A 12,951-nucleotide genomic window follows, 5' to 3' on the forward strand; every position below is an offset into this window, starting at 1 on the left:
CATTCCCCCGCCAAGCGTCGAATCACGGATAGACGATCGCCATCACCTCAACTTCCTTCGCCCCCGCCGGCAGGGCGACCGTCCGCACGTCGCCGACCGCGCTGCCGCGCAAGGCCCGCGCCATGGGGGAGTTCCACCCGATCCGCCCCTTGCCGGCATCGGCCTCGTCGTCGCCGACCAGTTCGAGCGTGCGGTGGTTGTCGTCCTCGTCGGCGATGGTCACCGTCGCACCGAACCATGCCCGGCCGCGCTCGGTCTGCGTCGCCGGATCGACCACCCGCGCCGCCTTCATGCGCTTGGCGAGAAAGCCTAGCCGCCGGTCGATCTCGCGCAGCCGTTTGCGGCCATAGATATAGTCGCCATTCTCCGACCGGTCGCCATTGCCCGCGGCCCAGGCGATGACGTCGACCAGCTTCGGCCGCTCCTCGCCCAGCAACTGGTCATATTCGGCCTTCAACACGGCATAACCCGCCGGGGTGATGTAATTCGGACGCGGTTCGCTCATCCCGGTCGGTTCTTCCCCAGATACCAGCTCAGATTGTTCGGCCCCTTCGACCGTGCCTTGTCGGCATGGATCAGGTCATAGACGACCGCATTTTCCAGCACGCGCTGCACATAGCCGCGCGTTTCGGTGTACGGAATCTTCTCCACCCAATCGACGATGTCGACTCCCGGCGTGCGCGGGTCGCCATTGGCGCGCAGCCATTTGTTCACATTGCCCGGCCCGGCATTGTAGGCGGCAATGGCGAGCGGATAATAGCCGCCATAATAATCGAGCATCCGCTGAATGAAGCTCGACCCCAGCGCCATGTTATACGCCGGATCATTGAGCGAGGACGGATTGTAGGAAAGCCCCAGCTTCCCTGCCGTCTCGCGCGCGGTGCCCGGCATCAACTGCATCAGCCCGCGCGCGCCGGTGCGGCTGACGGCGGTGCGGTCGAACTGGCTTTCCTGCCGCGCGATCGCGTGGATCAACGTGAACTGATCGCGCTGCGCCCCGCTGACCTGCACCGACGGATAGCCCGCCAGCGTATAGTCGCTATGCCCGTTCAGCAGCGCGCTGCGCCCGACCATGACGCTCAGGTCCGGGCGGTCGATCGCCTGCGCCAGCTCGACCGCCAGCGCATGATCGGTGTCGCTGCGTGCGTCCTCGGCGATCTTGCGGACGAACAGCCCTTGATCGCCATATTGCCCGGTGCGGCCCAGATAGCGCGTCGCCTTGACCACATCGCTGTTCATGTACGCCGCGCGCACGGCCGCCGGGACCGCTGCGGGATCGGCGGTATTGCCCGGTGCACGCAGGGGGCGGCCGATCCGCTCGCTGGCCAGCTGTCCGTAATATAGGTCGCCCAGATCGGCGGCCTGCGCGTACCAGCGGTCGGCGGTGGCGCGGTCGCCCGCTGCCTCCGCCGCGCGCCCCGCCCAGTAATAGCCCTTGGTCCGGACGGTCGGCGTGCGCGATCCGCTGGCATAGCGGGCGAACATGCCGGTCGCATCCGCCGGCCGGTTCAGCTTCTGCAGCGCGACCGTCCCCGCCAGCCACGCGAGGCTGGTATAGTCGTCGCGCTCGCCATAGGCCGCGTCGGCGATCACCGTCCCCGCCGGGAACGCATCGTCGATCTGCGACGCGATGCGATAGGCGAGGTCGAACTGGCTGTCCGCCTGCGCCGCCTTGGCATTGGTCAGCAGGACCTCCAGCCATTCCTCGACATCCCCCGGACTGCGCGACAGACGGCGCGGCTGCGCGAGGTAGGAGCGGGCCGCCACCGACTGACCCGTAGCGCGCAGCCAGCTGGCGCGGTCGCCGATATAGCCCGGATCGGTCCGGTCGACGCCCGGCTGTTCGCCCCGGACGCTGGCATCCGCCGCATTGGTGCGGAACGCCATGCGCGCATCGAAGGTCGGCCGCATCGCCGCCGAGACATAGCCGATCTGCCGCCCGGCGGCGGTCGTCGCGCCCTGCCACAACAGCCGGTCCATCCGCGCGTCATGATCCTGCGGGGTCAGCGCCGAGGCGAACCGGCCGAGCAGCTTCGCCTCGTCATTGGTGCGCAGCGCCCCCCGGCGCCATGCCGTGCGCGCCGCTTCATGCGCCTCGGCCATCCGCCCGCTCGCCGCCAACGCCTCCGCCATGCGCAGCCGCCCGGCGGCGGTCAGCGGCGGATAGCGGTCGAAGAAGCGCAGCACCGTCGCCGGGTCCTGCGCGCCGTCCGCCAGCACCGTCTCCGCCGCCGCGCGCCGGCTGGTTTCCCCGGGAAAACCGGGATGCGCCAGCAGGAACCGGGCATAGTCGGTAAAGGGATAATTGTCGGATTGCTGCAACCGTTTCCAATCGGCCAGCACCGGCTGGATCGGGTCATAGGCCGGGGCCGATGCCACCGGCTGGACCATCGGTCGCACGGTGATCGGCGCTGGCTGCACCATCGACGGCGGCAGCGGTTGGACGGAGATCTGCGCGGCGGGATGGAACATCCCGGCGGCCATGGCGGCGCTCGCGACGCCGGTGAGCAGGAACGCGCTCTTGAACACGGTGGTCAGCATACTGGACATGATATGGAAGCCCGCCCTATCTGTCGCCACCTTTTCGGCTCGAAACCCTGTCTGCGGAGCGCGTTTTCCATGTTTTCCGGTTCGATTCCCGCGCTCGTCACCCCGTTCGCCGACGGTCGGTTCGACGAAGCATCGTTCCGCGCCCTGGTCGACTGGCAGATCGAGAGCGGGTCGAGCGCGCTGGTTCCCTGCGGCACCACCGGCGAAGCGGCGACGATGACGATCGAGGAGCATGACCATGTCGTGCGCGTCTGCGTCGATCAGGCACGTGGCCGCGTACCGGTGATCGCGGGCTGCGGGTCGAACGACACCGCCGTCGCGCTGCACCACATCCATGCCGCGAAGGCCGCGGGCGCCACCGCCGCGCTGCTCGTCCCGCCCTATTACAACCGCCCGAATCAGGAAGGGGTGTTCCGCCATTTCGAGGTGCTGGCGTCGCAGGGCGGCCTGCCGATCGTGCTCTACAACGTGCCCGGCCGCACCATCACCGACATCGCGGTCGAGACGGTCGAGCGGATCGTGAAGGCGTTCCCCGACGTAGTGGTCGGCATCAAGGACGCGACCGGACAGATGGCGCGCGTCGCCGAACACCGTGCGCGCTGCGGCACCGGTTTCGCCCAGCTGTCGGGCAATGACGACATGACGCTCGCCTTCATGGCGATGGGCGGGGTCGGCGCGATCTCGGTCACCGCCAATGTCGCGCCCGCCATGTGCGCCGAGTTTCAGGACGCCTGCGCCGCCGGCGACTTTGCCCGGGCGCTGACCATTCAGGACCGGCTGTTCCCGCTGCACGCCGCATTGTTCAGCGATGCGTCGCCCGGTCCGGTCAAATATGCGATGGGCCGCGTCCGCCCGGGCTTTCCGACCGACCTGCGCCTGCCGATGACGCCCGCGTCCGAAGCCTCGCGCGCGGCGGTCGATGCCGCGCTCGCCCATGCCGGGCTGGTGCGCTGAGGATGGGAAGGTCGAAGCGGGGGGATGCATCCATTGCCGTAGCGGGGGCTGCGGCGTAACACGCAGGGCCTATGCCAAACGGACCTCTCTCAACCCAGACGGTGACCGGTGCGGAAATCGCCGCCCGCGACTGGTCGACGACCCCGCTGGGCCCGATCGAGGGGTGGCCGGTGTCGCTGCGCTCGCTGCTGGCGATGATGCTGTCCTGCCCGACGCCGATGTTCCTCGCCTGGGGGCCGGAGCTGCGCTGCTTCTACAACGATGCCTATCGCCCGATCCTGGGGCTACGGCTCGACGGCGCGCTGGGCGAACGCTTCGATATCGTCTGGGCCAGCATCTGGGACGAACTGGTCCCGCTGGTCGACCAGACTCTTGCCGGCGGCAGCATCGTCGCCACCGACATGAAGCTCGACCTCGCCCGCACCGGCGAGCCGGAGGAGAGCTGGTGGACCTTCACCTATTCCCCGGCCTTTGACGATGCAGGGCAGGTCGCCGGCCTGTTCTGTGTGACGGGGGAGACGACGTCGCGCATCGTGGCCGAGCGGGAACGGGCGGCCGCCGACGAACGGCTGCAACTGGCCCTGTCCGCCGGGCGCAATATCGGTGCGTGGGACTGGGACGTGCAGGCCGACATGATCCGCGCCGACAGCCGGTTCGCGCTGCTCTACGGCGTCGATCCGAAGATGGCGGAGCAGGGCGCGCCGATCGCCCGCTTCTTCGAAGGAATCCATCCCGACGACCTGCCGATGGCCCAGCGCGCGATCGAACGCGCGATGGACCCGACCGGCGACGGCACCTTCATTTCGGAATATCGCGTCGTCGACCAGGGCGGCAATTGCCGCTGGGTGTCGGCGCAGGGCCGCTGCACCTTCGACGATAGCGGGCGCCCGCTGCGCTTTCCCGGCGTCAGCTACGACATCGACGACCGGAAACAGGCCGAACTGGCGGCGCTGGCGGCCAAGGCGGAGCGCGAATTCGTCCTGTCGCTCAGCGCCCGGCAACGCGCCGCGACCGATCCGGACGCGATCATGCGCTTCACCGCCCGCGCGCTTGGCGAATGGCTCCGCGTCGACCGGGTCGCTTTCGCCCGCGTCGCGGCCAACCGCGTGCGCTATATGGGCGGGTGGAACGACGGGGTCCTGCCGCCGCTGACCGGCGAACATTCGCTCGACCGCTTCGGGCAGGGCAATACCGCGCTGCTGCGCGCCGGGCGGACGATCGTATCGGACGAATTCGCGATCGACCCCGATTTCGTCGGTAGCGAGGCATCATCCTATTCAGCCGTCTCTGGCTTCTGCGTGCCGCTGCGGCAGGACGGGCGGCTGGAAGGGCTGCTGATCGTCGGTCATGGCGCACCGCGTCACTGGCTGCCGGGCGAAATCGCGCTGTTGCAGGAAGTGGCGGAGATCAGCTGGGTCACCGTCCAGCGCGCCGACGCGCTGCTTCGGTTGCAGGCGAAGGTCGGGCGGCAGGATGCACAGCTCGAACGCGTCGCCACCGAACTGCACAATGCCGCCAGCGCCCGCGCCGCCGCCGAGACGCAGGTGCGCCAGTTGCAGAAGATGGAGGCGGTCGGCCAGCTGACCGGCGGCATCGCGCACGATTTCAACAACATGCTCGCGGTCGTGATCGGCGGGCTGGACATGATCGAGCGCCGCATCGCCAGCGGGCGCGGCGATGTCGAGCGTTATGTCGAGGCGGCGAAGGACGGCGCTACCCGCGCCGCCGCGCTCACCCAGCGCCTGCTCGCCTTCTCCCGCCAGTCGCCGCTGGCGCCCGAACCGGTCGAGGGCAACCGCCTGATCGCCGACCTGACCGAGCTGCTGACCCGGACGCTCGGCGAACGGATCGCGGTGGAGACGGTGCTCAGCGCCGGGCTGTGGCGGGCGGAGGCCGATCGCGGCCAGCTCGAAAATGCCATCGTCAACCTCGCGGTGAATGCCCGTGATGCGATGCCCGATGGCGGCAAGCTGACGATCGAGACCGCCAATGCCCATGTCGGCGACGATTATGCGCGCGAGGCCGACATGGCCGCCGGGCAATATGTCATGATCGCCGTCACCGATACCGGCACCGGCATGGCGCCCGACGTGCTGGCCAAGGCGTTCGAGCCGTTCTTCACCACCAAGCCGGTCGGGCGCGGCACGGGCCTTGGCCTCAGTCAGGTGTTCGGCTTCGTCCGCCAGTCCCGCGGCCATGTCCGCATCTATTCCGAACCCGATGTCGGCACGACCGTCCGCCTGTACCTGCCGCGCTTTTATGGCGAGACGCCGACACCCACGCCGCGCGCCGCGCTCCAGCCGATCCGCCGCGGCAGCCCGGACGAAACGGTGCTGGTGGTCGAGGACGAATCGCGCGTCCGCAGCTTCTCGGTCGAGGTGCTGCGCGACCTGGGCTATGGCGTCCTCCATGCCTCCAACGGACCGGAGGCGCTCGAACTGCTGGCACAGGGGGTGCGCGTCAGGCTGCTGTTCACCGACGTCGTGATGCCGGGCATGACCGGCCGCGAACTGGCCGACCGGGCGCTGGCGATGCGGCCCGACCTGCGCGTGCTCTATACCACCGGCTATACCCGCAACGCGGTCGTCCATAACGGCGTGCTCGACCCCGGCACGCGGCTGCTCCCCAAGCCGTTCGGCGTGGACGAACTGGCAAGAAAGGTACGCGAAGCCCTCGACGCGTAATCAAGATCCTCCCCGCTATGCGGGGAGGGGAACCAGCCGCAGGCTGGTGGAGGGGGGCCGCCGCACACACAACGGCAGCGTTCGCGGCCAACCCCCTCCACCCCCGCTTCGCCGCGGTCCCTCCCCGCGAGCGACGAGGAGCACGACGGACGCTTCCCTCCACGCCCCCGACACCCTATGTCCCGCCCATGAGCCGTCCGCGTCCCCAGTTGTTCGACAAGAAGAAGACCGTCGCCGAAAACCGCCGCGCGCGGTTCGATTACGAAATCGACACGGTCTACGAAGCCGGCATCGCGCTGACCGGGACCGAGGTGAAGTCGCTGCGCTTCGGCGAAGGGTCGATCACCGAAAGCTATGCCGATGTCCGCGACGGACAGGTGTGGCTGATCAATTCGAACATTCCCGAATTCAGCCACGGCAACCGCTTCAACCACGAACCGCGCCGCCCGCGTAAACTGCTGCTTCACGAACGCGAGATAAACAAGATGCACGGGGCGGTGGCGCGCGACGGCATGACGCTGATCGCGCTATCGGTGTATTTCAACGGAAAAGGGCGGGCGAAGGTCGAACTGGCACTGGCCAAGGGTCGCAAGAACCACGACAAGCGCGAACATATCAAGGAGCGGGACTGGAAGCGTGAACAGGGAAGGTTGCTCCGCGACCGTGGCTGATGCAGGCGGCGACGACGACCGGCGGCTGGGCAGCCGTGCGCTGCGCTGGGTCCGTGCGAACCTGCCGACCCGCGAATCGATCGAATCGATCCGCTTCCTGCGCCCCGTCGCGCACCGCGTCCTCGCCCCCGAACTCTGGCGCTTCACCCGCCGTTCGGTTCCCCGTGGCGTGGCACTCGGCATGTTCACCGGCATCCTGATCCCGCTGGGACAGATTCCCGCATCCGCCGTCCTTGCGCTTCCGCTGCGCGCAAACGTTCCGGCGGCGGCGCTGACCACCTTCTTCACCAACCCCATCACCACGCCGCTGCTGTTCATCCTCTACTACAAGGTGGGCGCCTGGCTGCTCCACATCGACCGCGTGGTGCCGGGCGACCCGATCGGCGACGCGGTCGCCGCACCGCCCGGCTGGCTCGAATGGCTGGTGGCAGAGGTCGGTCCGGCGACCGCGCTCGGCATGGTCGTATGCTCGGTCATCGGCGCGGTGCTGGGGTACGCGATCGCCGCGCTCGGCTGGCGGTGGTGGATCGCGGCGAAGTGGAAGCGGCGCGGGCATGGGCGATCCGCCATCTAACCCTCCGTTCGGTTCGAGCAGCTTCGAGCTTGTCGAGAAGCGTCCGTCGAGAACTGCTTGTTTGCGGCAACCCCTTCTCGACTTCGGTTCTCGACAGGCTCGAACCTGCGCTCGAAGCAAACGGATTGGGAAGGAGCAAGGGATCGCACCCAACCCAAGCTAGATATTGACGATCGATAAGCCCGGGTGCAGCATAACGTATCACCCGATACGAAGAGGCTTATTCGATGCGGCGTAGTTTCGTCCTCACCACCCTGCTTGCGGCGTCGGCCCTGTCGGCCTGCGCGACCACGCCGCCACCGCAAACCGGCAATGCCGATCCGATCGCGGTAACCGAAACCGCCGCCCCCGCGCCCAAGCCCGAGATCGGCGATTTCGGCTTCGACGTCGCCGGCATGGACCGCAGCGTGAAGCCCGGCGACAATTTCTACAAATATGCCAACGGCACCTGGGAAAAGATCACGCCGATCCCGGCCGACAAGTCGAACTACGGCATGTTCACCGCATTGGACGACCTGTCGAAGTCGCGCACCCGCGAACTGCTCGACGCGGCGAAGGGTGATCCCAATTCGAAGATCGGCGTCGCCTATGCCACCTATCTCGACCAGGCCGCGATCGAGGCGAAGGGGCTGGCCCCGATCCAGCCGTGGCTGACCGAGATCAAGGGGCTTTCGTCGAAGGCCGGCTATGCCGCGCTGGCGGCCAAGGCGTCGCAGGCCGGCGTCGGTGCGCCCTTCAGCGCCTATGTCGGCCCGGACGACAAGACCCCGACCGTCTATGCGCTGCAGACGTCGCAGGGCGGGCTCGGCATGCCCGACCGCGATTATTACCTGTCGACCGATGCGAAGCTGGTCGAACAGCGCAAGGCGTATCAGGCGCATCTCGCCAAGATGCTGACGCTGGCCGGCGAACCCAATGCCGCCGCCCGCGCTGCCGCGATCGTCGCGTTCGAGACGCAGATCGCCCGCGCGCACTGGACGCGGATCGAAAGCCGCGACGCGAACAAGACCTATAACAAGATGACCGTCGCCGACCTGCAGCGTCGCGCGCCGGGCTTCGACTTCGCGACCTATTTCCGCACGCTCGGTGCGAACACCCCCGACGTGATCGTCGCCCAGCCGACCGCCTTCACCGGCATGGCGAAGGTGATCGGCGCGGCGCCGCTCGCCGTGCTCAAGGACCAGCTGCTCGTCCGCTCGCTCGACGGGTTCGCCGGCGTCCTGCCGCAGGCGTTCGACCAGGAAAGCTTCACCTTCTACGGCACCGTCCTGTCGGGCACGCCGCAGCAGGAGGAGCGCTGGAAGCGCGCGGTCGACTTCACTTCGGAAGCGGTCGCCGACGATGTCAGCAAGGCCTATGTCGCCAAATTCTTCCCGCCCGCGACCAAGGCGGCGGCCGACGAACTGGTCCGCAACGTGACGGAGGCCATGGGGCGCCGGATCGACAATCTCGACTGGATGGCGCCGGAGACCAAGGCGAAGGCGCGGGCGAAGCTCGCCGCCTTCACGCCCAAGATCGGCTATCCCGACCGGTGGCGCGACATGAGCGACCTGACGATCACGCCGGGAGACGCCTTCGGCAACATGTTGCGCGCGAACCAGTGGCAGCAGCGCTACAACGTGCAGCATCTGGGCAAGCCGATCCAGAAGTGGGAATGGTTCATGACCCCCATGACCGTGAACGCGTACGCGAACCCGGTGATGAACGAGATCGTATTCCCCGCCGCGATCCTGCAGCCGCCCTTCTTCGATCCGAACGCCGATCCGGCGGTCAATTACGGCGCGATCGGCGCGGTGATCGGCCACGAGATCAGCCACCATTTCGACGATCAGGGCCGCAAATACGACGTCAATGGCAGCCTCACCGACTGGTGGACGCCGCAGGACGTGAAGCGCTTCGAGGAACGCACGGCGGCACTGGTCAAGCAGTATGACGCCTATGAACCGCTGCCCGGCCTGCATGTGAAGGGCGAACTGACGCTCGGCGAAAACATCGCCGACCTCGCCGGCCTGACCGCCGCGTGGGACGCCTATACCCATGCCTATCCGAACGATCAGAAGGTGATCGACGGCTTCGGCCCCGAACAGCGTTTCTACCTCGGCTGGGCGCAGGTGTGGCGGCGCAGCTACCGCGAGGCGAATCTGCGCCAGCGGCTGCTGACCGACCCGCACAGCCCCTCCGAACAGCGCGCCTGGGTCGTGCGCAACCTCGACCCCTGGTATCAGGGCTACAAGCCGGCGGCGGGCGAATATCTCTTCCTCGCCCCCGAACAGCGCGTCCGCATCTGGTAAGCGGACTGGCACGTTCCATGACCGTACCCCGGCGAAGGCCGGGGGCCAGTTACGGAACATGCGTTTGTTCCTCACGACCGTAACCCAACTGAACCCCGGCCTCCGCCGGAGTACGGGAATGGGGCGGGGCGATACCTCACCTCCCTCCGTCACCCCGGGCTTGACCCGGGGTCCCGCTTCTTATTCTCGACCGTCGAAAGAAAGCGGGACCCCGGATCAAGTCCGGGGTGACGAGATAGTGCGGCGATCCTGTCTTCCTCAAACCTCGTTCCGCCTGCCCGGGGGTACGGATAGCGAAGCGCACGCCCACACGACCCACCAAACCCTACCCGATCGCGCCCCTACGTCCGATCACCCGAACCGCCGCTTGACGCCGCCCCCCCAAGCGCCGCAACAGCTTCGACATGCTGTCGAAATCCCCGTCCGCCTCTTCGCCGGTCCTGCCGCTCGCCATCGCGCTGGTCGCCGGGGCCATCGCGGCCGGGATCATCCTGTGGACGATCGGCAGCCTGCCCGTGGCGATCGGCTTCGTCGCGGCGGCGGTCGTGTTGGCCGGCGTTGCGCTGGGCGTCCGCCACTGGACCGGATCGGCTGAAGCCACGGAGCCGGTGGTCGACTGGTCGCTGGCGCAGACGCTCGCCTCGGTCAGCCCGCACGCGCTCGCCGTCACCGACCGCGCCGGCCGCCTCGTCTGCGCCAACGACCGCTATGCCGCGCTGTTCGGCGGCTATCCGACTCCGCCCGGCGTGCTGGGCGATGGCGTCGATGCCAGCGCGCTGGCCGGCGCCGCCCGGTCGGCGTGGCGCGACGGCGATGCCAGGGTCACCGTGCGACAGGGCGACGCCCCGCTGGTCGCGACGCTCGCCCGCGCCGGGGAAGCGATGCTCGTCTGGCGTTTCGAAGGCGGACAGGCGATCGCCGAGGCGGTGACGATGCGCGCGATGATCGCGGGCGATGTCGGCGAACGGCTGGGCGGGGCGGGGGTGATGGTCGCGCTCCTGAGCGCCGATGGCCGTATCCGCGCCGCCAACCGCGTCTTCCGCGCCCGCGCCGTCGGCAACGAGGACGCCACGATCGAGGGCCGCGATTTCGCCCGTTTCCTCGTCACCGACAGCCGCGGCCGCGTCCGTTTCGAACGCGAAGGGCTGGGCGGCGACCCGCTTCGCATCGTGCAGGTGCCGTTCGTCGACGATCCCGACGGCCCGATGCTGGTCGCGATGCTGGACGAGGAAGAGGCGCCCGTCGGGCTGATGCCGATCGCCGCGCCGGGATCGGCGGCGCAGGTCCGCGCGCTCGTCTCGCTGCTGCCGGTCGGCATGGCGCTAGTCGATCGCGACGGCCGCTTCCTGCACATGAACGACGCCTTCGTCCGCGCGACCGGCGTCAATCCGGTCGCGCCGCCGCTCTATCCCGGCGACCTGGTGGTGCGCGAGGACAAGGCCGCGCTCGCCGATGCCGTCCGCCGCTTCGCCGGCGGGGCGCAGCACAGTGCCGACATGGCGGTCCGCCTCAACGACCGGTCGGAGGAGCCGATCGCGCTGTCGATCGCCGGTGCGCGCGGGCTGGGCGAAGCCGCCGTCGTCCTCTCGCTGCGCGATACCGGCGAGGAGGGCAAACTCAAGCGGCAGGTGGCGCAGGCGACCAAGATGCAGGCGGTCGGCCAGCTCGCCGGCGGCGTCGCGCATGATTTCAACAACATCCTGACCGCGATCATCGGCCATTGCGACCTGATGCTTATGCGCCATTCGCCCGGCGACAGCGACTATGACGACATCCAGCAGATCCGCGCCAATTCGAACCGCGCCGCCAGCCTGACCCGCCAGCTGCTCGCCTTCTCGCGCCAGCAGACGCTGCGCCCGCAGGTGCTGCAGCTGCCCGACGTGATTTCGGAGGTGTCGAACCTCCTGAAGCGCCTGCTCGGCGAGACCGTCCAGCTGGTCGTCAACCATGGTCGCGGGCTGGGCTCGGTCCGCGCCGATCCGGGCCAGCTCGAACAGGTCGTCGTCAACCTCGCGGTCAATGCCCGCGACGCGATGCTCTCGCAGGGCGGCAACCGCAACGTGCTGACCATCGAGACGCTGGCGACCAGCGCGCAGGAAGTCCGCGCGATGGACGACGACGTGCTGCCGGTCGGCGATTATGTGACGCTGAAGGTATCCGACACCGGCACCGGTATCCCCGCCGACGTGCTGCCCAAGATCTTCGAACCCTTCTTCACGACCAAGGAAGTGGGGAAGGGCACCGGCCTCGGCCTGTCGACCGTCTATGGCATCATCAAGCAGTCGGGCGGCTATATCTTTGCCGAATCGCGTCCGGGACAGGGGTCGACCTTCACCATCCACCTGCCGGTCCACGCCGCCGCCGCCGAACCGCCGCGCCTTGGCACCAATCCCAAGCTCAAGAGCGAGCCGACCGAGCCGGCCTGGGGATCGGGCACGATCCTGCTGGTCGAGGACGAGGACATGGTCCGCGCCATCGCCGAACGCGCGCTGGCGCGGCAGGGCTATACCGTCATGACCGCCGAACATGGCGAGGCCGCGCTCGAACTACTCGCCGACCGGCCGCATATCGACCTGCTGATCTCCGACGTCGTCATGCCGACGATGGACGGCCCGACGATGGTCCGCCATGTCCGCAAGGTCTATCCGACGCTGCCGATCCTGTTCATGTCGGGCTATGCCGAGGAACAGTTGCGACGGTCGATTGATCTGGATCAGGTTTCTTTCCTCCCGAAACCCTTTTCGGTACAGCAACTGGCGACGGCGGCGCGCGATGCGTTGGCAAAGTCCTGACCGGCGCGACGAAATCGGTTGCGGCGTTCCCGCTTTGACCGCTAAGGGTCGGCGCGTATGACGTCGCCTGCGCGTATCCTCCTGGTTGAGGACGAACCCCTGATCGCCATGATGCTCGAGGATTTCCTCGACATGCTCGGCCGCACCGTCGCCGGGACCGCCGACAGCGTGGCGTCCGCCGTGTCGGCGATCGACCAGGGTGGCATCGACGGCGCGATCCTCGACGTGCATCTGCGCGGCGGGGAAAAGAGCTGGCCGGTGGCGGACAAGCTGGCGGCGGCGGGCATCCCGTTCGTGCTGGCGACCGGCGGGTCGGGCGACACGATCGAACCGGCGCACCGCGACCGCCCGGTCCTGTCGAAGCCGTTCACGATGGACGCGGTCGAGCAGGCGCTGAACGACCTGGGGTGATCTGGGGCGTCGAGTTGGCGACGA

The 12,951-nt window shown here is 68.1% G+C and carries 9 protein-coding genes; 7 read left to right on the forward strand and 2 right to left on the reverse strand.

The window, feature by feature from the left end:
• Positions 1 to 22: 22 nt before the first annotated feature.
• Together greB and CA237_RS09885 are read right to left on the reverse strand one after the other, a co-directional pair.
• On the reverse strand, positions 23 to 505 hold the full coding sequence (gene greB, locus CA237_RS09880) for a transcription elongation factor GreB (RefSeq protein ID WP_066689561.1): 483 nt from the start codon (positions 503 to 505) through the stop codon (positions 23 to 25).
• A complete protein-coding gene (locus CA237_RS09885) occupies positions 502 to 2,550 on the reverse strand; it encodes a lytic transglycosylase domain-containing protein (protein WP_232307913.1) in 2,049 nt (682 codons plus the stop codon). Before CA237_RS09885 ends, greB begins: the two co-directional genes overlap by 4 nt.
• 69 nt (positions 2,551 to 2,619) lie before the next feature.
• Between CA237_RS09885 and dapA the strand changes: the two genes are divergently transcribed.
• The 7 genes from dapA to CA237_RS09920 all read left to right on the forward strand — a co-directional run bounded on the left by dapA (position 2,620) and on the right by CA237_RS09920 (position 12,927).
• Positions 2,620 to 3,504: a 4-hydroxy-tetrahydrodipicolinate synthase gene (dapA, locus tag CA237_RS09890; protein WP_066689563.1), complete on the forward strand. Its 885-nt coding sequence runs from the start codon at positions 2,620 to 2,622 to the stop codon at positions 3,502 to 3,504.
• Positions 3,505 to 3,575: 71 nt separating this feature from the next.
• Complete coding sequence (locus CA237_RS09895) at positions 3,576 to 6,188, forward strand: ATP-binding protein (protein ID WP_126013955.1); 2,613 nt, start codon at positions 3,576 to 3,578, stop codon at positions 6,186 to 6,188.
• Between the two features lie 188 nt (positions 6,189 to 6,376).
• Positions 6,377 to 6,859 carry an SsrA-binding protein SmpB gene (gene smpB, locus CA237_RS09900; RefSeq protein WP_066689565.1) on the forward strand — a complete coding sequence of 161 codons (483 nt, stop codon included), beginning with the start codon at positions 6,377 to 6,379 and terminating at the stop codon, positions 6,857 to 6,859.
• Positions 6,852 to 7,433, forward strand: coding sequence for a DUF2062 domain-containing protein (locus tag CA237_RS09905; protein ID WP_232307914.1), 582 nt, complete (start codon positions 6,852 to 6,854; stop codon positions 7,431 to 7,433). Before smpB ends, CA237_RS09905 begins: the two co-directional genes overlap by 8 nt.
• A gap of 227 nt (positions 7,434 to 7,660) precedes the next feature.
• Positions 7,661 to 9,724, forward strand: coding sequence for a M13 family metallopeptidase (locus tag CA237_RS09910; RefSeq protein WP_066689566.1), 2,064 nt, complete (start codon positions 7,661 to 7,663; stop codon positions 9,722 to 9,724).
• A gap of 404 nt (positions 9,725 to 10,128) precedes the next feature.
• The gene (locus tag CA237_RS09915) at positions 10,129 to 12,516 is read left to right on the forward strand and encodes an ATP-binding protein (RefSeq protein ID WP_066689567.1); all 2,388 of its coding nucleotides are present in this window, start codon (positions 10,129 to 10,131) and stop codon (positions 12,514 to 12,516) included.
• A 57-nt stretch (positions 12,517 to 12,573) separates the two neighbouring features.
• Positions 12,574 to 12,927, forward strand: a complete 354-nt coding sequence (locus CA237_RS09920) for a response regulator (protein WP_066689568.1) — start codon at positions 12,574 to 12,576, stop codon at positions 12,925 to 12,927.
• Positions 12,928 to 12,951: the final 24 nt, after the last annotated feature.

The sequence above is a fragment of the Sphingomonas sp. ABOLH genome (assembly GCF_003951715.1).
Taxonomy (GTDB): Bacteria; Pseudomonadota; Alphaproteobacteria; order Sphingomonadales; family Sphingomonadaceae; genus Sphingomonas; species Sphingomonas hankookensis_A.

Coding starts and splice junctions, on each gene's coding strand:
- greB (WP_066689561.1), bottom strand. CDS start 505: ATGAGCGAACCGCGTCCGAATTACATCACCCCGGCGGGTTATGCCGTG.
- CA237_RS09885 (WP_232307913.1), bottom strand. CDS start 2,550: ATGTCCAGTATGCTGACCACCGTGTTCAAGAGCGCGTTCCTGCTCACC.
- dapA (WP_066689563.1), top strand. CDS start 2,620: ATGTTTTCCGGTTCGATTCCCGCGCTCGTCACCCCGTTCGCCGACGGT.
- CA237_RS09895 (WP_126013955.1), top strand. CDS start 3,576: ATGCCAAACGGACCTCTCTCAACCCAGACGGTGACCGGTGCGGAAATC.
- smpB (WP_066689565.1), top strand. CDS start 6,377: ATGAGCCGTCCGCGTCCCCAGTTGTTCGACAAGAAGAAGACCGTCGCC.
- CA237_RS09910 (WP_066689566.1), top strand. CDS start 7,661: ATGCGGCGTAGTTTCGTCCTCACCACCCTGCTTGCGGCGTCGGCCCTG.
- CA237_RS09915 (WP_066689567.1), top strand. CDS start 10,129: ATGCTGTCGAAATCCCCGTCCGCCTCTTCGCCGGTCCTGCCGCTCGCC.
- CA237_RS09920 (WP_066689568.1), top strand. CDS start 12,574: ATGACGTCGCCTGCGCGTATCCTCCTGGTTGAGGACGAACCCCTGATC.